This window comes from Tautonia marina, from assembly GCF_009177065.1.
Classification (GTDB): Bacteria; Planctomycetota; Planctomycetia; order Isosphaerales; family Isosphaeraceae; genus Tautonia; species Tautonia marina.
Genome location: NZ_WEZF01000020.1, coordinates 1 through 23,479 on the forward strand (window position 1 = coordinate 1; position 23,479 = coordinate 23,479).

Sequence of the window (23,479 nt, forward strand, 5' to 3'; positions counted from 1 at the left end):
GTCGATCCCTCCTTGATTCTCGAAATCCAGCGAATTCGGCATCGTCGCCGCCGCGAGCAGTTCGCCCCCCTTGATCACGGGACCGGCCACCGACCTTTCGGGCGGGCATCATTCCCCTTGTGGGCAATCCCGCCATCGATTCCGCTTGCATGATGCCCGCCTGTGTGCTCGACCACGAACCCGGCCCGTCCCTGCGTTGTTCCCAGGAGATCGTTGCGATGCCCCGTTGGATGGATCACCCCCTTCGAGTCGCCAGCCTCGTCCTCGTCCCCTTCGTGATGTCAGCCCAGGCCGACGATCAGGAGGAACCACCTCGCTATCCCCCGACCTCGTGCTATGAGGTTCGGGACATCGAGGGCTGGACCGTGCTCGTCCACGAGGACTTCCTGGGCGACCATCCCGAACTGGCCGCCCGGACGCTGGAACTGCTCCGCGTCCAGCTTTATCAGATCATCCGTCGGGTGCCTGCCGAGGCTGTCGAGACGCTCCGGCTCATCCGCATCTGGGTCGAGGAGGACGAGCCGAACCACCCCTGCATGGCCTACCACCCCGACGCCCATTGGCTCCGCGAGCACGGCATGAACCCGGAGAAGGCCGGGTGCATCGAGGTGGCCAACGCCCGCAACTTCCTCGACTGGACGCTGGCCCAGCCCTGGATGGTGCTCCACGAACTGGCCCACGGCTACCACCACCGGTTCCTCGACGATGGCTTCGACAACGCCGCGATCAAGGGCGTCTTCGAGCGGGCCAGGCAGGAGGGGCGCTACGACTCGGTGCTCCACATCAACGGCAAGGACGAGCGGGCCTATGCCCTGGTCAACCCGATGGAATACTTCGCCGAGGCGACCGAGGCATTCTTCGGCACCAACGACTTCTACCCCTTCGTCCGGTCGGAATTGCAGCGGCACGATCCCGAAATGGATGAACTGCTCAGGAGCATTTGGATGGTGCCGGGACGCTCGACCCGATGAGGTGACCCGAGGGATCGGTCTTTGAAACGGATTCGGGCCGCGAGTCCTTCCCGGAGTCCGACCGCTTCCCGCCGCCTCGGCCGAGCCCTGATTCGTCGTCGAGCCGCACCGCGTCTTGAACGCCCTCACGGCCCGATTGCCCCCCGTCCTTGCATGATCTGCCTGGTTCGGCGGGCCGATGCCTCGTTGAGCGACCCCATTCCCTGCCCGTCGAGTAACCGGGTGCCCTCCCCGTCGGACTTGGAATCGAGGCATGCGGAGGGCAACTCAGCCCTTGCCCAGCACGATCGTCACCAGCAGCGAGGCGTCCTCGATCCCTCGCAGGGCGTGCGGCTCACCGGCCTCCAGGTGGAGCATCCGGCCCGCCTCCAGTTCCCGCTCCTCGCCCAGGGCTGAGAAGGCGACCCGGCCTTCGAGGCAATGGACGGTGATCGGGCCGGGGGCTCGGTGTTCCGCGATCGCCTTGCCCGCCGGGAGGACCAGCCGCAGCACCTCCAGGCGGTCGGCCTTGACCAGGGTCGTGGTCCGGGCGTCGGCCAGCGCCGAGCCCAGGGGCCGCACGTCGATCACCTCACCGGATTTCGCATGGTTCAGGGCCATCGGGAAGTCCTCCTCACGGCTTGGGTCGGGTCGGATAAATGTCGAGATGACGCCTCGGATTCGCGACCATTGAGCCGCTTCCCAGGATACCCGCCCAAAATCGGACACCAAAGTCCAATTTTCTGTCGAATCGATTCGCTCCTCCATGAAGGGAGACGCAAGGGGGCCGATCTTGGCCGCGAGAGAGGGCTCGATATCTTGGAGAAATGACCGACTCGGAGACGGAGCCAAGGCTCATCCCAATCAGGCAGATCACCTGTTTCTTGCCTAGGTCATTCCACGCTCGCTTCTGCTGAAGCGGGTTTGTCCCCTCGGTGCCGGGAAGTTGGTGCGGCTCCCGATATCCCAGACACGGCATTTTCAGTGAACATCCGCACAAAATCTGTTGAGTAATCTGTTGAGTAGACTCACTCATTCTGACTCCGGCTCACCCCGGCTCACGACCGGTGGTGAGTCGGAGATATCGCCGAAAGAGTCGGGATCGGTCTGACGCAAACCCTGATTTCCCAGGCAGATGGCAAAAAAGAAGCGAGCCGCCCCGAGAGGAAGCGGCTCGCTTCGATGAGTACACCCGACAGGATTCGAACCTGTAACCTTCGGTTCCGTAGACCGATGCTCTATCCAGTTGAGCTACGGGTGCGTGTGGTGTGTGGTGGCGATTGTGACATGATTCTAACGGCTGGGGTCGGGTTAGGGAAGTCTGTAGCAAGGGAGAAATTGAAGGAGGGGAGAAGTCGAGATCGGAAGGGAGGGGGAAGGCTGAAGGGGAGGACGCGCCAGGCGAGCGAAGGGCGCGGGGGGATCGGTGCGTCAGGTTGCTTGACGCGGTGGAGGTTCGGGCGGATAAGGGTGCGGAGCCAACGACGCGGTCTGATGGGGATCGCGGGGAAAGAACGGCCGCGGGGTCCAGTCAGGCAACCGGGAGTCTCTGGCGTGAGGATGTGGAACAGTTTCGGCCTCCCGAGCGTCATCGGGAGGGGGGTGATCGGGCTCTGCGTGGCGTGGGGCGGCGTCTCGGGAACGGCGGAGGGGCAGGATCGAAGCCGGCTCTTGCCGATGTCGGGCATCGAGGCCGACCCGGAAATCCCGACGCTCGAAGACGTGGTGGGGCATCCGTGGGGAGCGGAGATTTCCAGTCACTCCGACGCGATCCGATACCTGGAAGCGCTCGTCGAGGCGGCTCCCGATCGGGCAAAGCTGGAGCGTTATGGACAATCGTATGAAGGGCGTGATCTGGTGTCTCTCGTCATCACCTCGGCCGAGACGATGGAGCGGCTCGACGAGGCGAGGACGGAGAACCTGAAACTGGCCGACCCCCGGATGATCGCGCCCGACGAGATGGACGCCCTGATCGATCGAGCGCCGGCCGTCGTCTGGCTGGCCTATGCGGTGCATGGCGATGAAACCTCGTCGACCGACGCGGCCCTGCTCACCGCCTATACCTTGCTGGCCGATCAACGACCCGAGACGAAGCAATGGCTGGAGAATCTGATCGTCATCATCGACCCGCTCCAGAACCCGGATGGGCGGGAACGGTTCCTCGCCTCGTACCGAAGCGCTCGAGGCGTCTTCCCGCAGGCCTCGGCCGTCGCCAGCGAACGAATTCAACCGTGGCCGGGGGGGCGATTTAATCATTATCTCTTTGACATGAACCGAGATTGGTATCTTCATTCGCAAATCGAGACGAGGGCCAAGGTGGCGGCCTATCTCGACTGGCAACCCCAGGTGTATGTCGACGCTCATGAAATGGGAGCCGATTCGACCTACTACTTCGACCCCTCGTCCGACCCGCTCAACCCCCAGATTACCCCAAGGCAGGCCGACTGGGTCGCCCGGATCGGTCGGCGTCAGGCCGAGCTGTTTGATCGGTTCGGCTTCGCCTACACGACGCGGGAAATCTTCGACGCCTTCTATCCCGGCTATGGCTCAACCTGGCCGATGATGCACGGAGGGCTCGGGATTCTCTGGGAACAGGCAGGCGTTCGAGGCTTGCTCGTCGATCGAGACGACGAGACAACGCTACATTACCACGACGCCGTCCGCCATCATTACGTCAGCGGACTGGCGACGATCGAGGCGGCCTCGAACGGCCGGGCCGACCTTCTCAGGACCTTCACCGAAGGCCGGGCCGAGGCCATCGATCGCGGGCGATCGGGGGAAGCTCCCGAGGTCTTCCTGCTGCCCGGTGCCACGCCGAACCGGGCCGCCTCGCTCGCTCGCGTACTTCAGGCCAACGGCATCGAGGTCCATCGCCTGACCGAGCCGGTGGAGGTCGATCCGGGGGCAGGCGGCTTCCCCCAGCTCGCCCCGTCGGGAAGCTATTATGTTCCCGCGGCCCAGCCGGCGGGACGTCTCGCCGAGACCTTGCTGGCCGATCGACAGGAGATGGACGAGGACTTCATCGCCCGCCAGCTTGACCGAAAAGCCCATCGCCTCGGCGACGAGATTTACGACGTGACCGCCTGGTCCTTGCCCCTGACCTTCGGCATCGAAGCCCTCAGCGGTCGAACGGCTCAGGAACCGGTCGCCGAGCCGATCGACGCCGACGGAAGCCCCCCGGCCGGCACCGTTGAGGGACCGGATCGCCCAATCGTCGGCTATCTGGTCCCGACCGAAGATGAGACCGCGCTCGACGCCCTGTCCGAGTGGCTGCAACAGGGGTTTCGCGTTCATGCGGTCGATCAACCGTTCGTCATCGACGGTCAATCGTTCCACGCGGGGACGCTCCTGCTTCGGACGGCCGAGAATCCGGATCACCTGCACGACGCCGTCCGGCAAGCCGCCGAGCGCCACCACCTGACGATCACCGGCATCGACTCCAGCTTCGTCGACGAGGGGGCCGGTCTGGGAGGGCCGAATGTGACGTGGGTCAAGCCTCCTCAGGTCTTGCTCGCCGTCGATCGGCCGGTCAGCCCCTTCGTCGGCCATACCTGGTATCTGTTCGATCAGGTCTGGAAGTACCCGACCACGCGGGTCGCGGCCTCGTCGCTGGCCAATGCCATCGATCGGGACGACTTCAACGTCATCATCCTTCCCGATGGGAACTACGGCCCATCATCGGGCTTCGACGCCGACACCGCCGCTCGCTTGAAGCGATGGGTGACGGACGGCGGCACCTTGATTCTGGTCAACGGTGCGCTGCGGTGGGGCATCGAGGAGGAGATCGGCCTGGTCCCCACCCGTCGCCGGGAGGTCTCCGTCTCACCGATTCCCGGCGAAGGACTCGACCCGGTTGAACCTTCCGAACCATCGGTCACCGACGCCGATTCTGCCGGGGCGGAAGACGCACCGAAGGAGCCCCCCCGATCGGTTCCAGGGGCGATCTTGCGAGCGACCGTCTACGGCGATCACTGGGTGACGGTGGGCCTCCCCGAGTCGATTGACGTGCTGACCCAGACAAGTCTGATCGTCGATCCGCTCGATGCAACCGAAGGTCGGAATCTGGTGACGTTCGATCCCCAGGGCGAGCCGGTGAGCGGCTTTTGCTGGCCCGACACGCTCCAGGCCATCGTCCGATCGCCGCTGGTTCTCTCGCAATCCATCGGCCAGGGGCACATCATCGGGTTCACGGATGATCCAAACGCGCGGGTCCTTTCTCCGGTCACCCAGCGGTTGTTCCGCAACGCCGTGTTCTTCGGACCGGGTCATTGAGTTCGTCAATCAGTGGATCGCAGAACCCAATCAGAGGAGATGGGGCCGTTCACTCGCGTGACGACGGCCCGTCCTCCCTGGTGCCCGAATCACGCTCGGCGGTCGGAGACTTCGACCAGTCGATGCGGCGAATCAGTTCTTTCAGGGCCGCGAACTCGATCGGCTTGGCCAGAAGGTCCATGAACCCGGCATCAAGGCACTCCTGAAGATCGACCTCGGTACTGTAGCCCGAAACCGCAATGCCGGGAATCGACCTGAGCCGCCGTTTCAGTTCCAGACCGGAACCGTCGGGCAAGCTCAGGTCGCTGATCAACAAGTCAAACGGGCCAGACGTGGTCGCAATCTGCTCGGCACGGGCCATGCTCCCCGCCGTCGTCACGATATGCCCGGCCCGTGCCAGCAAGGTGGCGAGCACCCGGGCAATATCCGCATGATCTTCCACCAGCAAGATCCGAATTCCCTTGCCGGGCTCGTTTGAGGATTCAGGGCGAGACGATTCCACAGGCCCATTCGGGCTGGCCGGTTCCATTCAAGGCCCCTTCGCCGAGAGACCGGCATCATCCCACTCAGGTGTGGGTCACTGGCACACGATTCACAGACCAACGCTACGCGAATTGTCTTTCGCAATGAGTGGCCTGGCAAGCAGAAAGCGCGCCGGTCATCGCACCGATGGCCCAAAACGGACATCGTGTTGTGAAATCGCAACGGCCAGGGACCACGGACACGATCCCAACGATCGAGCCGCGCTCACAAGGGGAGCCCATCGCATTCTTCGCCGGCGATCGATCGCCGGCAACGGTGGCGTGCCCGGTCAGTTGACCTCGGCAAATCCTCCCTGCTGCCAGATGGCGGCCACATCGACCGGCTTCTGAAAGAGGGCTTCGGGGTGCAGGTCGATGAGCCGAGACAGGTCGTCCGATCCCGTCGTGACCGCCACTCGGGTCTTCAGCCCCAACTCCCGAATCTGCCTGAGGATCGCTTCGCCGCTGCCGTCGGGAAGTTCCAGATCCAGAATCAGATAGTCCGGCGCGGGCTCCAGATGCGCCAGCCCTTCGGCCAGTGTGGTGGCTGTCGAAACGTCCCAACCGCGTGTTGAGAAAATCGTTCTCCAGACCTCCAGCAGTGAGCGATCGTCTTCAACGATCAGAAGCTTCGGTTGCACAGGGCGCTCCTCGGCGTCATGCCGGTTTGGGCGTTCCATCTCAGGAAAAGGCGCGAGCGTCAGGACACCATTGCGACTCCGGCGCTCGATACACTCAATCATACACAGCAAGGCCCTTTTCGTCGAGTCGGAGCGGAAACGGCGAATTGTTTGATGCAACCTTCAGGCCGTTCTCAGGGGCTCTCCTGGTTATGGGCCCGAGCTCCCCTTCTGGAGCGGGACATTCCCTTCGATCAGACACCGCGGCCCCTCGCATCTCGCAGGGCGGCACCCGATCGCCAACCGAATCTCCTCGGAGATCGCTCCCAAAGGAATCCAGGGAGAGACACGTTCCCAGGCAGGAATCTCCGAAGAACGATCAGCCGTCCTTGGCCTCACCGTCGTTGCCGGGATCACCGCCCATGCGGTTCTGCTCGGCGGCCTGGGCTTCTCGTGTCCGGGCCTTTTTTCGAGACTTCCTCGAATCACGGCTGCCGCGCCCCTCGGATCGTGAGGGACGGCCCTTGCCCTTGGATCGCCCGGTTGAAGACTGGTCTTCCAAAAGCTGCGCTTGATCTTCACCCACCATTGCGATCCGGGTGCGCGGCAGATACGCCCCATCGTCAAGGTCTCGAAGGAAGGCAATGAGCTGCTCTCGGACCTGGCAATGAAGGTTCCAGGCGACCGACGGGTCTCTGGCCGAGCAGAGGGCCCGCAACTCGACGGTTTCCTCGGTGCAGTTGGTCACCTGAAGGATCGGGGGGACTTCTTCATCCCAGTCGTCGGATTGTCGAAGGATGCGTTCCAGCTCGTCTCGAACAGCGGCGAAATTGACACGATAGTCGGCATAAAGATACACCGGCTTCATCATGTTCTCGCCCCCCTTGGTCCAGTTCTCGACCGCGTTGTCCATCAACTGCGAGGTCGGCACGACCAGGCGTCGCATATCCCAGGTGCGAATCACCACATACGTCACGGCAATTTCTTCAATCCACCCCCATTCGCCATTGAAAATCACCGCATCGCCAACCCGAACCGGCTGGGTCAGCGCCAGTTGAACCCCGGCAAAGAGATTCCCGAGCGGTCGCTGCGCCGCCAGGCCCAAGACCAGAGCCGCAATCCCGGCCGAGGCCAGCAGGCTGTACCCCATCGCCTGGAACCACTCGAACTGCCAGAACGCCACCCCAAGGCCCACCAGCAACACCGCCACCGTGAAAAAATGCTTGGCAACCTTGATCCGGGTCAGCATTTCATGGGCGTTGCCGGCGTGATCTTCCCCTTCATACCGGTCGCTCAATCGGGCGGATGCAAAGTCGATCATTCGAGAGAGCAGCCAGGTGGTTGTCAGAACGATCAGGACGAACATCAACGGCTCGACCATCGCCATGACCGGCCCCGCCAGCCGAAGCAGCTGAGATGCCAGCAACTTGAAGACCACCAGGCCGACCACGACCGCAATCGGCCCATGAACCGAATCGGCCAGCGCCAGACTCAGGTCGATGACGCGCCCAGACTGTCGAGCACGTTGCGCACGGAGCAACCGCTCGACCACGCGTTGCACCACCAGACCCGTCACCAGGCTGATGAGCCCGAAGACCACCATGCCGATCCACTGCCAGAGCGCAATCCCCCAGAACTTGGTTTGCGTCAGCGACTCCGGGAGCCGTTGCTCCAGCTCGCTCGGACCGAAGGCCCGATAAAGCGCCGGAATCGCACTGACCGTCCTCCGAGAAAAGACCCAGACCGGCTGCGCGTCCGGAACCTTCACCCGCTCCAGATACACATCCACATCACGATGATCGAGCGAGATGGTTCCCAGATGATAGAACGTCTTGGGACGATTCGAGTCGTTCCCCTGCGCTTTCTCCAGGTTGTACCCGAATCGCTGGCCGTCGGGACGATCGGGAACGTCATCCCAGTCGATCCAGAGCTTTTGCTCCAGCACCTCGTGAAGCATCCGAGCGAGTTTCGGCCCGTCTTCGGACTGATCGAGCCAGGGCAGATCGTTCAGGTTCATCGAATACGCGGCGCGGCGGTAATCATCCGCCTCGCAGGCATCGACAAAGTTGGCGAGCGAGGCCTGCGGCGTCTCCCGATCCACCACCGGCTTGATCGGCGGCAGCCCCGTATTCAGCACAGGGCGATGCACATAGGCATCGCTCTGCATATCCATCGCGTTCTGACCGTTGCCGCTCTTACCCTCACCAGACGATTCCTCGGCCGAAGCAGACGAAGACGACTCCCCGCCGACCATCGCCCCGAGCGGACCTCCTGACTGAGCATTCGCACTGTGAAGGCCGCAGAGCCAGAGGCCCAGCAGCAGGGCCCCTGCTCTCACCATCCCTTGCCTCACCATCAAGACTCTGTTCGGCAAACCGCCGCCGACCTCCATTCCCTCAGTTCTCTTCCGTGCAATCCGATCCCATCCACCCCGGTCCACTTCCATCGCGGAAGCGCTCAGGTCCGGACCTTCGTGGGCAACTGCTCGACAACCTTCAAGCCGTACAGACCGAGCCGAGCCGCCGAGATCGCCACCGACTCCGTCAGCAACACCGCCTCCTGTCCGGCCGACCCACGCACCTCCAGCATGTCCGGAAGCCCGATCACCCGCCCTCGATGCACAACCACATCGTCCGGCGTCTCGATGATCGTCGCGGCCCCCCGATCAAAAATTCGAATGATCATGGCACCCTCCCTCCCTCCTGCGTCCGTGATGACGGCCGCCGACCCTGTCGGTACGGCAACAATTCCTGATCAGGCGATGCAGATCGCGTGCCATGATCATCGAAGAACGCACGCATTGCGCCCATCCCCAAGACCACCACGCTCCGAAACCATGATGAAATCAACGCTTACACCATTTCCTCGAAGCGTGACCGTCTTCCGAGCCGGGGGATCAGAATGGATCACCCAAGGGTCACCCGCGCCAGATAGATCGAGGTTCGCCCCTCGTGCGACGAGTAGTAGCTGATCCAGAGCTGGCCCTCGTGCCAGACCAAACCGGCATAACTCGTGTCGCCCCCCGAGGGCAATTCGAGCAATTCGGTCAGACTGCCCGATTCCGCATCAAGCTCGCAAACCGAGGTGCGCGCGCCGCCGTCGTAAAGACGAACCACCGCAATCAGGCGATCGTCGGGCAATCGGATGAAGTCTGGCCCTCCCACGCGAACGCCGAGATCGGTCCAGCTCCACTCGGTGAACGGCGCGGTCGATCGGCCCAGCTGGGCCGACGGCTCCGCCCCGTCTCGACGGAGTAGGCAGAGCGCCTCGCCACTGGGAAGAAATCGCAAGGTGGCTTCGCTCGGCTCTCCTCCTTCGAACAGGGTCTCCACCAGCGGCTCAAACTGATCGGCCGCGCCATCGACCCCTCGGTACAGTCGAGCCACCCGCGAGGTCCGCTCCGCTCCGGTCGAATACCCGACGCTGTACGGAACGCCCTCGTGCCAGGTCACCCGCCAGAGCCAGAAGCCTCGATCGCCGATCGGGTGCGGGCCGTCCCAGGTTTCGCCGTCGTCGGAAAACCAGGCCATCGTTTGATGGCGCGGCTTGTCACCCGGATTGTTATGCGCAGCGGCTCCGGTGAGCATCAGGCGACCATCAGGCGTCAGGCAAAGCTTCGGATCACGCAGGTCGGCCGTGTCGGAGGTGACCAGGGCGATCGATTTCCACTGCTCGCCGTCCTCCGAGGCAATGACGCGAAGCGCACCATCGGGAGAGACGTGCCCCTGCCCTTCTCGAAAGGTGCAGAGCCAACGATCCTTGAAGCGGATCAGGTCGGTGAAGGCGTTGTGTTCCCCTTCGTTCCAGATGCGGCGGACCTCAACCAGCTCGGCCTGATCGGCCGGCAAGGCGAGCGTGATCGTGAGCGAAAGTAGCAACGTCATGGGATCTGGATCCTCTGTTCTTTGAAACAAAAGGCCCGCATCATCGCGCCTGGCAACCCACTGGCCCGGACCGATCCGGGGTGGTGTCCCCAGCCAGCGACACAAGCCTCGAACGACGGTTCGGAACCGATCGTTGTATCAGACACATGCGTCCAATGCCCCCTCCCCCCTCCGGTTGATTGGGCAAGACAGGCCGTCGGCCGTGTTCGAGCCGCCCGCCCGCTCGACTCCCGGCATCGACCCGATCCGGGCGAGCCGAGGGCGCGTCGGCTACACTGAATTTCGACGAATCTCGATGGTGAGATCCCGACACCCCATCTCCGAGTCCGATCGTGCTGCAAACGCCCCTTGCCCGTCGCCTGGACGAGTCCCCGAACCTCCCCTGGCCCGATCGGCCGGTGCCGGTGGCGCTGGTCATTACCGAGCTGGACATCGGCGGAGCGGAACGGGCCCTGGTGGCGCTGGCGACCGGGCTCGATCGACGCCGATGGTCCCCTTTCGTGATCGCTCTGGGGCCGGAAGGGCCGCTCGCCCCGGCGATTCGATCGGCCGAGATTCCGGTGACCTGTCTCGACGTAAACCCCCGACGCCCGATCGCCGCCGTCGTCCGGCTTACCCGAGCCCTGCGGGCCGTCCAACCGCTCCTCGTCCAAAGCTTCCTCTTTCACGCCAACGTCGCCAGCCGCCTGGCCGCTCCGATGGCCGGTGCTCCCTGGGTCCTCGGCGGCCTCCGAGTGGCCGAACATCGCCAGTCGTGGCATGTGACGCTCGATCGACTCACCGCGCCGCTGGGCACCGGGTCGGTCTGCGTCTCGGAAGGGGTTCGCCGCTTCAGCATCAGCGTCGGCAAACTCAACCCCGACCGCCTGGTCGTCATCCCGAACGGGATCGACCCCGGCCCGATCGACGACGCAACTCCTGCCGATCGCTCGACCCTCGGGGTGTCCGACCACGCCTTGCTCGCGCTGTTCGTCGGACGCCTCGATGCGCAAAAAGACGTGCCGACGTTGCTCAATGCCGCCGATCGAGTCGTCCGGCAATGCCCCGACTGGCACCTGGCGATCGTCGGCGATGGCCCCGATCGTGCCGCGTTGATCGGGTCGGACGTGGCCGCTCGCCTTCCCGGCGATCGCATACACTGGCTCGGCCACCGATCCGACGTGCCGGGCCTGCTCAAAGCGGCCGATCTACTCGTCCTCCCCTCGCGTTGGGAGGGGATGCCCAACGTCGTCCTTGAGGCCATGACCGCCCGAAAGGCCGTCGTCGCCACGAAGGTCGAGGGGACCGAAGACCTCGTCCTTGCCGGAGAAACCGGCTGGCTCGTCCCTCCCGGAGATGCCGAGGCGCTCGCCTTAGCCCTGGTCGAGGCGGCCTCAGATCGGCCTCGCTTGCAGCGGTTCGGCCAGGCGGGTCGTGATCGGATCGAGCAGCACTTCACCATCGATCGGGTGATCCGAGCCTACGAGACCCTCTGGGCCTCGGTCCTCGGCCTGAAGCATTCGGAAGCGGACACGGGGTCGTGTGCGATCGATTGATCGACGAGCCGCGTCGTTGCGAGGGGTCCGTGATCGTGCTACCTTCGCTCCGAACCGATCCGGAGCAATCAGGAGTCGATCATGATGACACAAACCTGGGAACAAATGCGTATCGTCCTGAACGATCGAACCCTGCTTGGCATTTCGTTGGGATCGTGGGCGGTCTTTCTGGGCTTGCTCGTCGGGCTCGCCCTGCTCTTTCGCATTCTGATGGCCGTGGCAAAGGTCCGATCGCGTCGGCTGGCCGATCGCTCCGAGCTGCCCCTGCACGACTATCTCTGCCAGATTCTCGACCATACCTGGCCCATCAGCATCGTGGCCCTGGCGGCGTACCTCGCGCAAACATTGGTGGATTTCCGGGGGTCTATCGATCCCACCGCGGTCGCCGTGGGAGACACCATTCGCGCCCTCTCGTTGATCGTCCTGTTTCTGCAAGCCGGGCGCTGGGGGATGGGCCTGATTGACGAGGGGCTGACGCACGGCTTCCGGTTCGCCAACTTCAGCGAATCAGCGGCGAGGACCGCGCACGGAGTCGTCCGATTCTTCGCATTGGCCGGTCTCTGGGGAATCATCCTCATCCTGATCCTCGGCAGTTTCGGGGTCGAGATCACGCCGCTCCTGGCCGGTCTGGGGGTCGGCGGTATCGCCGTGGCGTTTGCCTTGCAACAAATCCTCGGAGACATTTTCTGCTCCGTGGCCATCGTGCTCGACAAGCCGTTCGAGGTCGGCGACTTTATCATCACAGGCGATCATATGGGTGTCGTCGAATTCATCGGCGTCAAGACGACCCGCGTCCGGAGCCTCGGCGGGGAACAGATTGTCTTCCCGAATTCCGACCTCATCGGCAGCCGAGTGCGCAACTACAAACGCATGGCCGAACGCCGGGTCACCTTCGGTTTCGGCGTGCGATACGACACTCCGGCCGACATCCTTCAACGCATTCCCGAGGAAGTCCGGGAAACGATCGAGAGCCTCGATCAGGTCCGATTCGATCGCGCCCACTTCGCCAAGTTCGGCGACAGCTCACTCGATTTTGAGGTCGTCTACTACGTCCTCAGCCCCGACTACAACCAGTACATGGATCTTCAGCAATCCATCAATCTCTCTCTGATGCGCCGGATGGAATCGCTCGGCGTTGAGTTCGCCTTCCCCTCTCGGTCTCTCTACGTCGAGCAAAGCGCCGGCCGCTCCCAGGTGAGTGGGTTCACCGGAACCTCCTCCTGAAATCAAACGCTTCCCGAGCCACCTCATCGCCCCGTTTCGAGGCCCTTCGGACCCCATTGCCACCCATGCCTACCTCGTCCGAACTCACCGAACCTCGCCCGATGCAACCTCGCCGACGACCGCGGCTGAGGTCCGTTGTGGTGAGTCTGAGCGTGCTGGTCCTCGGCGCAGTCCCGGTTCCAGAGGCCCACGCAAGGCAAGAGGCCACTGAAGCCATCGAGCGTCGGCTCGATCGCTTCTACGGTCGCCTTGATGACAATGCGGATGGCGTGTTGAATCGCCAGGAAGACGAGGTTCCCGACCAGGTCTGGACCCGGATCGAGGCCGGTGGGGTCGATGTCGGCGATGGCACGGTCGATCGCGTCGGGTTCGGCGAAGCTCTGGTCGATCACGTCCGATGGTTCGGCATCGCATCGCTTGTGCCGGCGGTCGTCGCCCTGGGCCTGGCCTTCTGGACGCGAGATGTCTTGCTCTCGCTCTTTGCCGGAATCGTGAGCGGCTCCGTGGTAAAGTTCTTCCAGGCAAGATTCGCGGTGGGACTCTGGGTTCCGAAAGAGCTGGACTTCATCAGCGATTTCTTCCTCAAGGCGCTCGGCACCGAATCATATGCCACGATTTTACTTGTGTACCTCTGGTTCCTTGGCGGAATTCTCGGCGTCTGGGGACGAACCGGAGCGGCAAAGCATTTTGCGGAGGTCGTGGGGGCGAAAGTCGTTCGCGGCCCGAACACCGCGCGGTTCTTTGCCTGGATCGTCGGCATGGTCTTCCACCAGGGGGGGACCGTCAGCACGGTGCTTGCCGGATCAACCATCCGGCCGGTGAGCGACCGAAACCGGGTGAGTCATGAAGAACTGTCGTATCTGGTCGACTCGACTGCCTCTCCCGCGGCGACGGTGCTTCCGTTCAATGCCTGGCCGCTCTATGTCGGTGGCCTGATTGCCGGCGCCACAACCGCCGCCATCGGCAACTTCGTCCTGGTGCCGAATTCAAGGGTCGGCAGCGACTGGTTCTTCTGGTCGGTCCCGTTCAACTTCTACGGCATTCTTGCCGTCTTCTCGACCCTCCTGTTCAGCTTCGGCCTGCTCCCCTGGTACGGCTCGAAAATGCGACGGGCCATCGAACGATCGCGCAGCACCGGCGAGCTTGACGCCCCCGAGGCCCGTCCTCTGGTCGACCTTGAGGCGATGGAAGGCAGCCCCGAGGAAGGCTACCCGGTCAGCCTCATCGACTTCCTCGTACCGCTCGGAATCCTCCTGTTCCTGGCGATCGTCCCGCTCGCGGTGCTGAAAACGAACATGATCAATCACGCATTCTTCTTCAGCACGGCCTCGGCCATCCTCATCGCCGTCCTCAAGGGCATGCCTGTGAAAACGGCCATGAACGGCTTCCTCGACGGTTGCCGGAACATGACGGTCGGGGCCATCATCCTCGGCCTGGCGGTCACGCTCGGCCAGGTGTCGAAGGACCTGGACACGGCCGGCTTTGTCGTTTCCATCTTCGGAAGCTGGCTCCCGGCCGCCCTCTTGCCGGCAATGTTGATGCTCAGTTGCATGATCATCGCCTTCTCAATCGGTTCCTCATGGGGCACGTATGCGGTGATCTTCCCGATCACCGTTCCCCTGGCCCTGACCCTTGCCGCCACCCGCCTGGGGATCGACCCGATGACCCTCGGCCAGGTCGCCGCGGCCGGAGGAGCCGACTGGGCTTCCATTCAGTTCTTCGTGCAGGTCTGCTTCGGCGCGGTGATTGGAGGAGCCGTCTTTGGCGATCAGTGCTCCCCCATCTCCGACACCACGGTGCTTTCCAGCATGTTCACGGGTTGCGACCTGATGGACCACGTCACCACTCAGGCGCCGCTTGCCCTGGCCGTGGCGGGCGTTGGGGCCTTGCTCTCAACGGCCCTGGTCCTGATCTTCTGAGCTCACTTGAGCGGCCGGAGCCCCACCGCCACGCGCTGGTAGTTCACCCGCTTCATGGCCCTCGGCTCCAGCTTCAGCAGCTTGACCAGTTGCGAGGCCGAACAGCCAAGGGCCTCGGCCGCGGCCTTCACGTCGGCATCAGAGGCGGAAATGGCATCGATCGCCTCGGCCAGCAGGGCGGGGAAGTCGTCGTGCGACGGACTGACCTCGATTCGACCTCCCTTCAAACGCGAGCGCCACAAGGCGCTCGGCCCGGCCTCCGAGTCGACCGGGCGGCGCACCTCCAGCGCCAGGAGAACCCGCAACCTCATCAGCGCGACCGCCCGATTCTCCCCCTGCGATCGCCGCTCGTTGGCCTCAGCCGAGAGGCCGGTCGGCCGGTGGGTCAAGATCGCCGCCGTCTCCACCTTGTTGCGGTTCTGCCCCCCTGGTCCCGATCGCCGAGCAAATTTCACCTCGCAGTCGGCCAGGAGCCGATCCAGCGGCTCGGCCGAGGGGTGGGGGCCCTGGTCTGATGGCGTGTTCATTCGCCAATCACCTTGATCAAGACCCGCTTCGGTCGATTCCCGTCAAATTCGCCGTAAAAGATCTGTTCCCAGGGCCCGAAGTCGAGCTTCCCCCTGGTAATCGCCACCACCACTTCCCGCCCCATGACCTGACGCTTCAGGTGAGCATCGGCATTGTCCTCCCCTGTTCGATTGTGTCGATACCGCTGCGGAGACGCATCAAACGGCGCCAGCCCTTCGAGCCACTGCTTGTAATCGGAATGCAACCCCGATTCATCATCATTGATAAACACCGATGCCGTAATATGCATGGCATTCACCAGCACAAGCCCTTCCTGCACGCCGCTCGATCGAACCGCCTCCTCCACCCGAGACGTGATGTTCAGAAAATCCATCCGGGCCGGAACGGTGAACGTCAGGTATTCGGTATGCGACTTCATCCCACGGACCTCCGATTGCGTCCTCACTTCGTCACGGGAACGTCCCGAGCATTGTCCCGTCTGCACGTCTGCCGAACCCCTCGGAATCCCACCCCCAGACTCGTCGAGAGGGGGAGATTCTGTCATCGACATTGAGTAAGATAGCAACCTGTCCAGCGCAATCCGCCTCGGAGTTGCCCCCAAGAGGATTTCGTGGAGACGCCTTCATCTCTGCCGTCGAGTCTCCCGGTCATGCATCGTCACCCTCGACCTGTCATTGTTGATTACGTGTTCGCAATGGCCGCGGTCGGTCTGTCGATCGGCCTCCGCGTTCTCCTCGACCCGTCACTCGGGACTCGGCAGCCGTATGTGACCTTCTATCCCGCCATTTTGTTCGCGGCGCTGTACCTCGGCACCTTGCCTGCGATTCTGGCGATCGCCGTGTCTCTGGTCGCCGGCGCAGCCCTGTTCGTGGTTCCCGAGTTAGAACCGCTGGTCCCAGGGGCGGCCGATGTCACGGCAATCACCACGTTTCTGCTGACCAGCCTGGTCATCGTCTGGCTCTGCGAATCGTACCATCGAGCCCAGCGGCGCAACGAGTCGGAATCGCGCGAACGCCTCCGAGCCGAAGCCTCCGAACGCCAACAGCGAGAACGGCTTGAGGCCATTCTTTCGAGCCTCGGCGAGGGGGTCATCGTCGCCGGCGAGGATGGCCTGGTCGTGAAGCTGAACCCCATCGCCGAGCACCTCACCGGCTGGACCGCCTCCGAGGCCATCGGGCAGCCTCTGGAAACCGTCTTCCACACCCGAGACCCACGGACCACCAAGACCGCCGAGCTTCCGGTGGCCGAGATCCTGCGCGGCGGCATCGTCCACCGCACCGGAGAGCCCGCCCTGCTCCACCGTCGAGACGGTTCGGAACTCCCCATCGAGGCCACTTCGGCGGCGATTCAAGACGACGGCCAGGGCCAGGGCGGCCTGGTCGTCGTGCTCCGCGACGTTTCCGAACGCCTCCGCATCGAAAACGCCGAACGCGCCGACCGCGAACGCCTGCGGCTCGCCATGGAGGCCGGACGCCTCGGCACCTGGGACTGGGACATCCGCGCCGGAACCGTCAAATCGGCCGAGAATCACCTCGCCAGCTTCGGAGTTCCCTCCGGACGCTTTCAGGGCACCTTCGACAGTTTCCGATCACTGGTCCACCCCGAGGATCTGCCCAGGCTGGATCAATGCCTTCGCCAGGCGCTCAACCAGGGCAATTCGTACGAGTCGGAGTTCCGGCTGCAACGCCCCGACGGCTCGATCGTCTGGCTCTCCGATCGCGGCGTCGTGATCCGCGATCACGAGAACGTCCCCATCCGTATGATCGGCGTCTGCGCAGACATCACCGCCCGCAAGCAAGATGAGGCCGCGCTGCGCGCCTCCGAACGCCATTTCCGCCTGCTCGCCGATGCGGTGCCCCAGATCGTCTGGACCGCCGATCCCGACGGTGACCTCCTTTCCCTGAACCGTCGCTGGTACGACTATGTGGGAATGGCCCCCGACGATCCCGGTGTCCTCGATCGCTGGCGAGAGGCCATCCACCCCGACGACCTCCCGGGCATTTTCGAGCGATGGCACCAGTCTTACCAGTCCGGCGAGGTGTTCGAGGGGGAATATCGCATCCGAGACCGCTTCGGGAACTACCGCTGGCACCTCGGGCGTGGCGTCCCGGTCCGAGATGCTCACGGAACCATCAAGCGATGGATCGGTTCGGGGACCGACATTGACGACCGCAAACGCGCCGAACGCACGCTCCATCTCCTGGCCGACGCCGGGATCCTCCTCTCAAACCCGACCGATCTGGAAGGCACCCTCAGGCGAGTCCCTCGGCTGGTCATTCCCGGCCTGGCCGATTCCTGCGTCGTCTACCTGACCGAGCCCGACGGAACCATCCGGCGAGCGGCAATCGCCCACCACGACCCCGGCATCGAGCAGGTGATGGTCGATGTCCTCGGCTCCTCCCGCATCGACCCCAACGGCTCGTCTCCGGTCGCCGAGGTGCTTCGAACCGGAGTGCCCGACCTGCGGGCCGAGATCGACTCGGAAACGCTCGCCAGCCTGATCCCCGACCCCGACCGTCGGGAACGCTTTCGCCCCGCCTGGCCGGTCTCTCATCTGATCGTCCCCATGATGGTCGCCGGGAAAACCATCGGCGCCTTCGGGCTGGCCATGACCAGCACCGATCGCCGCTTCTCGTCCGACGACCTTCCCGTGGTCGAGGATCTCGCCCGCCGCGCCGCCATCGCCCTTGAAAACGCCCGGCTCTACCTCGAACTCCGAGAAACCGACCGGCGCAAGACCGAGTTCCTGGCCGTGCTCGCCCACGAGCTGCGCAACCCCCTGGCCCCGATCCGCACCGCCCTCGAACTGCTTAAACTTCCCGAATCCGCTCGAAAGCAAGACCCCGAAGCCGCCGACCGCGAAGCCATGCGAGCGATGGCCAGCAGTCAGGTCGCGCACATGGCCCGTCTCATCGAAGACCTGATGGACGTCACCCGAATCAGCCGGGGCACCATCGAGCTGCGTCGGGAATCGATCGACCTCGTCTCGGTCGCCCGTCGCGTCGTCTCGGCCGTGGGAACCCAGGTGGCCGAGATTGGCCAGGCCCTCTCGGTCGATTTTCCGTCCGAACCGATCTGGATTCAGGCCGATCCTGCCCGGATCGAGCAGATTCTCTGGAACATCCTGACCAACGCCTCCAAATACTCCGATGCTGGAGGTCGCATCACGCTGACGATTGCCCCAGACGACGATGAGACGATGATCCAGGTCAAGGACACCGGCATCGGCATCGCCCCGGAGGCCCTGGCTCAGATCTTCGAGCTGTTCGTCCAGGCCGATCAGGGGCCGGGCCGACATCGAGGGGGCCTCGGAATCGGTCTGAGCCTCGTTCGAATGCTCGTCGAGCTGCACGGTGGAACCATCCGGGCTCACAGCAACGGCCTGGGTCAGGGAAGCGAGTTCGTGGTCCGCTTGCCGAGAATCACCACCCCCGAATTGCTCCCCGCCGCGGCCGATCACCCTTCCTTCGACGATCGGATCGCTCGGCCCACCCTGGAGACTCCCCTTCGGCTCCTGATCGTCGACGACAACCGCGATGCGGCCATCACGATGGGCACGCTTCTGGGCAAGCTCGCCGGGCACGACGTTCGGCTCGCCCACAACGGCCCTCAGGCGCTCCAGGCCGCCGAAGCCTTCAAGCCCGAGGTGGTCTTGCTCGACATCGGCCTGCCTGGCATGGATGGCTACGAGGTCGCCCGAAGGCTCCGCGCCTCCGCGTCCAGCGCCAACGCCCTGCTGATTGCCCTGACCGGCTGGGGGCAGAAGGAAGATCATCGCCGATCGCAAGCCGCCGGCTTCGATCACCACCTGGTCAAGCCGGTGGACTCGGAGGTGATCGAGGAGCTGATCGCCGCGTCGCGACTGGCAACCCGATCCGGCCCGAATCCTTGATCTTTCCCTTGCAATCGCGCCGATAAGGACAACTGGACGATCCGACAAGGTTTCCAAAGGAGCAAGGTCCGGATGAATCGGTTCCCGATCCCCCCGCTGCTCCTGCTTGGACTTGGCGGTTGTCTGTCTCCCCTGACCGACCGGCTCGATCAGGTCAACGCGCAGCTCTCGGTGACCAACCAGTACCTCGCTTCGGTCGATCAACGGATCGGCGGGCTGAACGACCGGCTCGATGAGGTTCGAAGCAACCTCGGCGACCTGAATACGACGCTCGGGGAAACCCGAGACGAGGTTGCCTCGGTCCACGACGGGGTCGCCACGCTCGAAACGAAACTCCATCAGACCAACGCGACGATCGCCGAGCTTGGCATCGAGCTGACCGAGGTCAACCGCGACATCACCACTGTGGCCGATCGACTCTCCCAGACCAACGGACAGCTTGAGACGGCCAACGATCGCCTCAACCTGGCCAATGCCCAGCTTCAAACCACCAACGGCACCCTCGGCAGCGTCGATGGTCGGCTGGTCGAAACCAACGAGAAGCTCGACGGCATCAGCAGCCCGATCGGGTCGATCAACCGTCGGGTGGAGACGATCGTTGAGACCCTCGGCCAGGTTCCGGGCCTGAGCCCCCGGAACCGCTGAGCCGAGCCGCCTTTAATCCGATCCCCTCAGGCGATCAGATACTTCCGATCCACCGCGTACTGCAAGATCCGCTTGAGGAACTCGTAATCGGTTTCCGGGAACGCGATTCCCGAGCCGTCGAGCGCGGCCCGAGCGTTCGACGTGTCAAAGGTCAACTGACAGCGCAGATAGCCCAGGTAAGGCTCGATAAATCGCCGCACCTTGTTCACAACAAACGAGTGCGTGCCCCGGTCGAACTCTTCCGGATCGACCAGCGTCACCGGGGGCATTTTCGGGAATTCGATGTCCTTGACGCGCAGCAAGGTGCCGATCGACGGCGGCCGCTCGGAGGTCAGGTGGTACGTCTTGCCCACCGAGTCCGGCCGCGAGGCAATTGCCCGAACTGCTCGTGTCACGAAGTCGATCGGCACGATGTTGAACGTCTCGTCGGCCCGAGCGGGCAAGACGTTCAAAATCCCATGAACATACAGCTTGAAGAACGGATAAATGACATTGAACTCGGTCACTTCCCCCGTGGCCGAATCGCCAACGACGATGCTCGGCCGGAAGATCGTCACCGGCAGGCCGGCATCCATCGCACTGCGAACCAGCCGCTCTCCCTCGTACTTGCTCGCCTCATAATGGTTCGCATGCGCCGGCTCGGGAGCCATCTCGTCTTCGAGCGACCGATAGGGGCGAAGGCTCCCCGGCACGTAGGCGGTACTGAAGTGGAAGTGGCGTTCGAGCCGGCCGTTTTCAAGCAGGTCCCAGGCCAGCCGCAGCGCCTCGGTCGTGCCGCCGATGTTGATGCGGTCGCACTGGTCCTTGCTGCCGTTCAGCTCGGTCAGGGCCGCGATGTGGAAGAACTCGACCACCTCGCGGCGCAACCGGTCGCGGTCGGCCGGATCGAGGCCAAGCCCCGGCTGGGTCACGTCTCCCTCGACCGCCCTGACCCGAGAACCGACCAGGGCATCGAGCCCGAGCGGGGCCAGGAGCTTGCGGGCTCGATCCTGCGTCGAGAGCCGCCCTTTGCGGCGGATCAGCAGATAGAGCGTCCGGTCCGTGGTGTCAAGTAACTCGTGAATCAGGCGGCGACCCAGCGCGCCGGTCGCTCCGGTGATAAAAAGGGGCCGGTCACTCATCTGTTGGCTCAATTCCTCGATCTCGGGACACCGTTGAAGCTCGACCCTGGCAGTCATCGTTGAATCGAATCGAGGCGATCGCCTCGTCAGGCGCCGGCGGACACACCGCCAGAGGCTTCGGGCTTGCGAAGCACGAATCTCCAATACACCCATTCCCCCGAGGCGAACGACTGGAACGACTCGGTCCCCGCCATCCCGGCGAAGCATCGGAACATCGGGCGAAAGACCCGGGGTACCTCTCGGTGAATCAGCGTGCTCTTGCGATCGTTATCCAGTTCCAGGGCCCGGAGCACGTTTCGGGTGATCTCCTGCTCCTCAACGATCTCGAAGCCGGCCGAGCGGAACGACTCGAAGACCGAGCCGATCACCTCGCGGTGCCTCATGTCGGCAAAGAGCAAGTGCCCACCGGGCCGAAGCACCCGATACGCTTCCTGAACAAACCGATCCATGTGCGGATAGCAATGCGACGACTCGACGTTCAAGATCACGTCAAACGACTCATCGGGCCAGGGCATCTGCTCGGCATCTCCCGAAGCAAAACTCAGGCCATCCTCGTGATAGGTTCGTCGGCAGAACTTCACGGCCCGATCGGCGTAGTCCATGCCGGTCATCGAGCCCGGATTCAGATACCGGCACACGAACGAGGCGCCTCCTCCTCGTCCCGAACCGACCTCCAGCACCGACTTCCCGCGCAAATCAATCGCGCTGGCAACCTTGTGATAAAGCTGGATGAAGTAGCGGTACTTGCCGTCTTCCGGCTCCAGGGCAACCGTCGGTTCATCCCCGTCGAGGGTTGCGTAACCGTAGTTCATGAACATCAGGTGAACCCGACGGTCCATGAAGCTCAGAAACTCGTACCAGCTGCGGGTCAGGCGTTTTCGGAGCGTGGTGCCGCCGCCGGTCGAACGCTGAAAGGGCAGCATTCCAAACCATCGGAGCACCAGCGGATAAAACCCGCTCGTCCCCCCGGAATTGGCCCCCTCGAACGCGGCCGCCATGCCGATCCCTGTTCCAGCCCGATCATTATCCGGAGTGTGCATGAGTCCTCGCCGCTGACCAAGACCATCGGATCGCTACCCATCCCTGTCTCTTGCCGCCCCGAATCGAATCGGGGTCAAGCCCCGGCGAACGATGATCGCGGTTCGGCAAGGTCGCTACTCCCGATTCCTGGGCCGCGCGACGTTCGGGAAACGTGTGGCTTTGCAAGTGGAGCGACCATTGTAGGCAGCCGACGCCTGAATGCCTAGCACCCGCGGGTCCTCCCCCGCGATCATACCGGGTCGTCCTCGGGCGGATTCCCCTGTTCCGACCCGCTCAAAGACGCCGCCAGCAGGCAACCGGCCCCCTCGATGGCCAGCAACGGCCAGCACAGGCCGGCCAGCACTTCCAGACGCTCGCCGACGCCGGGAGCCCCCGGCGCGATCAATTCCAGCAGCATCCCGAGCCCCAGCAGCCCGATCAGCACGGAACCGACCAGACAAAACCCCGCGAGGGCCGCCCAACGGCCCACCGTCCCCCACCCCACGATCGCCAGCGTCGGCGGCATCGCCAGGGGCACCAGACCGTAGCCGATCAGCACTGGCATGGGCAGCCGAGCCGCGGCAATCCAGGCGACCAACAAATCGGGCCGGAATGCCTCGACGGCCCACCGAGGCATCGCGTCGGCCTGCTCGACCGAGAGGTTCGCAAACACGGCCGACAGCGGCACCAGGACCAGCGGAATCAGCACCACCGCCCCCGCCGCCACCACCGCTCCTCGTCGCGATGCCCCAGGCAATCGAACCCTGCCCCCCTCGGAAATCGACGCTCGACGACTCATCGGATCGGTCTCCTCGGTGAACGTTCGATGTCGTGGCCCCTGGTCGTCATCCGATCCTGTCCGGCCTGCCACCGCCCGCGCCGGGCTCGACCTCAATCCCCCTCGTGGCCCGGTACGCCACCAGAAACAAAACCCCGAGGACCAGATCCACCAACCCCGGACCGAGCACCGATCCCCCAACCCGGCCCTGCACAAACAAGACCACCGCGGCCCCTCCGAAGGCCGCTTTCTCCAGGACCCCTACGAGCATCAACGGCCGATACCGGATCGGATCGCTCGCAATCACCAGGAAGACCACCTGCCAGGCCGCCGCAAGCCCCACGAATCCATAAAAATATTCCGGATGCGTGATCTCCGGCGGATACTGCCGATTGATCCACCCTTCGAGCGCATACTGCGGCACAATCGCCAGCAGACCGATCAGACCGGCCACCAGAAACAGCCAACGAGCCAACCGCATCCTCGCTCCATCATTTGATGTGTCGTCGTGGTGGGGACACACGCACTCGCCCGGCACTCCGGCGAAGAACCTGGCCCTACTGGGAGCCT

19 protein-coding genes and 1 tRNA gene are annotated in these 23,479 nt (G+C 63.7%); 7 read left to right on the forward strand and 13 right to left on the reverse strand.

The window, feature by feature from the left end:
* Positions 1-218 precede the first annotated feature (218 nt).
* The gene (locus GA615_RS21020) at positions 219-971 is read left to right on the forward strand and encodes a hypothetical protein (protein WP_152053298.1); all 753 of its coding nucleotides are present in this window, start codon (positions 219-221) and stop codon (positions 969-971) included.
* A gap of 267 nt (positions 972-1,238) precedes the next feature.
* Here GA615_RS21020 and GA615_RS21025 read toward each other — a convergent pair whose 3' ends face one another.
* Both GA615_RS21025 and GA615_RS21030 read right to left on the reverse strand, forming a co-directional pair.
* Positions 1,239-1,571 (reverse strand): cupin domain-containing protein, encoded by a 333-nt coding sequence (locus tag GA615_RS21025; RefSeq protein ID WP_152053299.1) that lies wholly within the window; start codon positions 1,569-1,571, stop codon positions 1,239-1,241.
* A gap of 566 nt (positions 1,572-2,137) precedes the next feature.
* Positions 2,138-2,211, reverse strand: a tRNA-Arg gene (locus GA615_RS21030).
* 299 nt (positions 2,212-2,510) lie between these two features.
* Here GA615_RS21030 and GA615_RS21035 point away from each other — a divergent pair.
* Entirely contained in the window at positions 2,511-5,222 is a 2,712-nt protein-coding gene (locus tag GA615_RS21035; protein ID WP_161602467.1) for a M14 metallopeptidase family protein, read from the forward strand.
* A 49-nt stretch (positions 5,223-5,271) separates the two neighbouring features.
* On the opposite strand, the gene GA615_RS21040 is transcribed toward GA615_RS21035, so the two are convergent.
* From GA615_RS21040 to GA615_RS21060, 5 genes are all read right to left on the reverse strand, one after another.
* Positions 5,272-5,751 (reverse strand): response regulator, encoded by a 480-nt coding sequence (locus tag GA615_RS21040; RefSeq protein WP_152053301.1) that lies wholly within the window; start codon positions 5,749-5,751, stop codon positions 5,272-5,274.
* Between the two features lie 282 nt (positions 5,752-6,033).
* Positions 6,034-6,384: a response regulator gene (locus GA615_RS21045; RefSeq protein WP_161602468.1), complete on the reverse strand. Its 351-nt coding sequence runs from the start codon at positions 6,382-6,384 to the stop codon at positions 6,034-6,036.
* Positions 6,385-6,742: 358 nt separating this feature from the next.
* Positions 6,743-8,704, reverse strand: coding sequence for a mechanosensitive ion channel family protein (locus GA615_RS21050; protein WP_161602469.1), 1,962 nt, complete (start codon positions 8,702-8,704; stop codon positions 6,743-6,745).
* A gap of 116 nt (positions 8,705-8,820) precedes the next feature.
* Complete coding sequence (locus GA615_RS21055) at positions 8,821-9,048, reverse strand: hypothetical protein (RefSeq protein WP_152053304.1); 228 nt, start codon at positions 9,046-9,048, stop codon at positions 8,821-8,823.
* Between the two features lie 221 nt (positions 9,049-9,269).
* Positions 9,270-10,247 carry a sialidase family protein gene (locus tag GA615_RS21060; protein ID WP_152053305.1) on the reverse strand — a complete coding sequence of 326 codons (978 nt, stop codon included), beginning with the start codon at positions 10,245-10,247 and terminating at the stop codon, positions 9,270-9,272.
* A gap of 332 nt (positions 10,248-10,579) precedes the next feature.
* Here GA615_RS21060 and GA615_RS21065 point away from each other — a divergent pair, with 332 nt between their 5' ends.
* The 3 genes from GA615_RS21065 to GA615_RS21075 all read left to right on the forward strand — a co-directional run bounded on the left by GA615_RS21065 (position 10,580) and on the right by GA615_RS21075 (position 14,925).
* Entirely contained in the window at positions 10,580-11,782 is a 1,203-nt protein-coding gene (locus GA615_RS21065) for a glycosyltransferase (RefSeq protein ID WP_235905593.1), read from the forward strand.
* Between the two features lie 81 nt (positions 11,783-11,863).
* Positions 11,864-13,006, forward strand: a complete 1,143-nt coding sequence (locus GA615_RS21070; protein ID WP_152053306.1) for a mechanosensitive ion channel family protein — start codon at positions 11,864-11,866, stop codon at positions 13,004-13,006.
* Between the two features lie 140 nt (positions 13,007-13,146).
* Positions 13,147-14,925, forward strand: a complete 1,779-nt coding sequence (locus GA615_RS21075; protein ID WP_161602470.1) for a Na+/H+ antiporter NhaC family protein — start codon at positions 13,147-13,149, stop codon at positions 14,923-14,925.
* Between the two features lie 2 nt (positions 14,926-14,927).
* Here GA615_RS21075 and GA615_RS21080 read toward each other — a convergent pair whose 3' ends face one another.
* Positions 14,928-15,452: a peptide chain release factor family protein gene (locus GA615_RS21080; RefSeq protein ID WP_152053308.1), complete on the reverse strand. Its 525-nt coding sequence runs from the start codon at positions 15,450-15,452 to the stop codon at positions 14,928-14,930.
* Complete coding sequence (locus tag GA615_RS21085; protein WP_152053309.1) at positions 15,449-15,871, reverse strand: secondary thiamine-phosphate synthase enzyme YjbQ; 423 nt, start codon at positions 15,869-15,871, stop codon at positions 15,449-15,451. Before GA615_RS21085 ends, GA615_RS21080 begins: the two co-directional genes overlap by 4 nt.
* A gap of 231 nt (positions 15,872-16,102) precedes the next feature.
* Between GA615_RS21085 and GA615_RS21090 the strand changes: the two genes are divergently transcribed.
* A complete protein-coding gene (locus GA615_RS21090; RefSeq protein ID WP_152053310.1) occupies positions 16,103-19,345 on the forward strand; it encodes a PAS domain-containing protein in 3,243 nt (1,080 codons plus the stop codon).
* 72 nt (positions 19,346-19,417) lie between these two features.
* A complete protein-coding gene (locus GA615_RS21095; RefSeq protein ID WP_152053311.1) occupies positions 19,418-19,990 on the forward strand; it encodes a hypothetical protein in 573 nt (190 codons plus the stop codon).
* Between the two features lie 26 nt (positions 19,991-20,016).
* Here the strand turns inward: GA615_RS21095 and GA615_RS21100 are convergent, their stop codons facing one another.
* The 4 genes from GA615_RS21100 to GA615_RS21115 all read right to left on the reverse strand — a co-directional run bounded on the left by GA615_RS21100 (position 20,017) and on the right by GA615_RS21115 (position 23,390).
* Positions 20,017-21,111 carry an SDR family oxidoreductase gene (locus tag GA615_RS21100; protein ID WP_161602471.1) on the reverse strand — a complete coding sequence of 365 codons (1,095 nt, stop codon included), beginning with the start codon at positions 21,109-21,111 and terminating at the stop codon, positions 20,017-20,019.
* 86 nt (positions 21,112-21,197) lie between these two features.
* Positions 21,198-22,151, reverse strand: coding sequence for a class I SAM-dependent methyltransferase (locus tag GA615_RS21105; RefSeq protein WP_152053313.1), 954 nt, complete (start codon positions 22,149-22,151; stop codon positions 21,198-21,200).
* 230 nt (positions 22,152-22,381) lie between these two features.
* On the reverse strand, positions 22,382-22,930 hold the full coding sequence (locus GA615_RS21110) for a hypothetical protein (protein WP_152053314.1): 549 nt from the start codon (positions 22,928-22,930) through the stop codon (positions 22,382-22,384).
* 46 nt (positions 22,931-22,976) lie between these two features.
* The gene (locus GA615_RS21115) at positions 22,977-23,390 is read right to left on the reverse strand and encodes a hypothetical protein (protein WP_152053315.1); all 414 of its coding nucleotides are present in this window, start codon (positions 23,388-23,390) and stop codon (positions 22,977-22,979) included.
* Between the last annotated feature and the right edge of the window lie 89 nt (positions 23,391-23,479).

Bases quoted from the DNA above. Each gene is read 5' to 3' on its own strand.
- GA615_RS21020 (WP_152053298.1), top strand. From the start codon at position 219: ATGCCCCGTTGGATGGATCACCCCCTTCGAGTCGCCAGCCTCGTCCTC.
- GA615_RS21055 (WP_152053304.1), bottom strand. From the start codon at position 9,048: ATGATCATTCGAATTTTTGATCGGGGGGCCGCGACGATCATCGAGACG.
- GA615_RS21040 (WP_152053301.1), bottom strand. From the start codon at position 5,751: ATGGAACCGGCCAGCCCGAATGGGCCTGTGGAATCGTCTCGCCCTGAA.
- GA615_RS21085 (WP_152053309.1), bottom strand. From the start codon at position 15,871: ATGAAGTCGCATACCGAATACCTGACGTTCACCGTTCCGGCCCGGATG.
- GA615_RS21035 (WP_161602467.1), top strand. From the start codon at position 2,511: ATGTGGAACAGTTTCGGCCTCCCGAGCGTCATCGGGAGGGGGGTGATC.
- GA615_RS21095 (WP_152053311.1), top strand. From the start codon at position 19,418: ATGAATCGGTTCCCGATCCCCCCGCTGCTCCTGCTTGGACTTGGCGGT.
- GA615_RS21110 (WP_152053314.1), bottom strand. From the start codon at position 22,930: ATGAGTCGTCGAGCGTCGATTTCCGAGGGGGGCAGGGTTCGATTGCCT.
- GA615_RS21060 (WP_152053305.1), bottom strand. From the start codon at position 10,247: ATGACGTTGCTACTTTCGCTCACGATCACGCTCGCCTTGCCGGCCGAT.
- GA615_RS21115 (WP_152053315.1), bottom strand. From the start codon at position 23,390: ATGCGGTTGGCTCGTTGGCTGTTTCTGGTGGCCGGTCTGATCGGTCTG.
- GA615_RS21090 (WP_152053310.1), top strand. From the start codon at position 16,103: ATGCATCGTCACCCTCGACCTGTCATTGTTGATTACGTGTTCGCAATG.
- GA615_RS21105 (WP_152053313.1), bottom strand. From the start codon at position 22,151: ATGCACACTCCGGATAATGATCGGGCTGGAACAGGGATCGGCATGGCG.
- GA615_RS21070 (WP_152053306.1), top strand. From the start codon at position 11,864: ATGATGACACAAACCTGGGAACAAATGCGTATCGTCCTGAACGATCGA.
- GA615_RS21025 (WP_152053299.1), bottom strand. From the start codon at position 1,571: ATGGCCCTGAACCATGCGAAATCCGGTGAGGTGATCGACGTGCGGCCC.
- GA615_RS21050 (WP_161602469.1), bottom strand. From the start codon at position 8,704: ATGGTGAGAGCAGGGGCCCTGCTGCTGGGCCTCTGGCTCTGCGGCCTT.
- GA615_RS21080 (WP_152053308.1), bottom strand. From the start codon at position 15,452: ATGAACACGCCATCAGACCAGGGCCCCCACCCCTCGGCCGAGCCGCTG.
- GA615_RS21100 (WP_161602471.1), bottom strand. From the start codon at position 21,111: ATGAGTGACCGGCCCCTTTTTATCACCGGAGCGACCGGCGCGCTGGGT.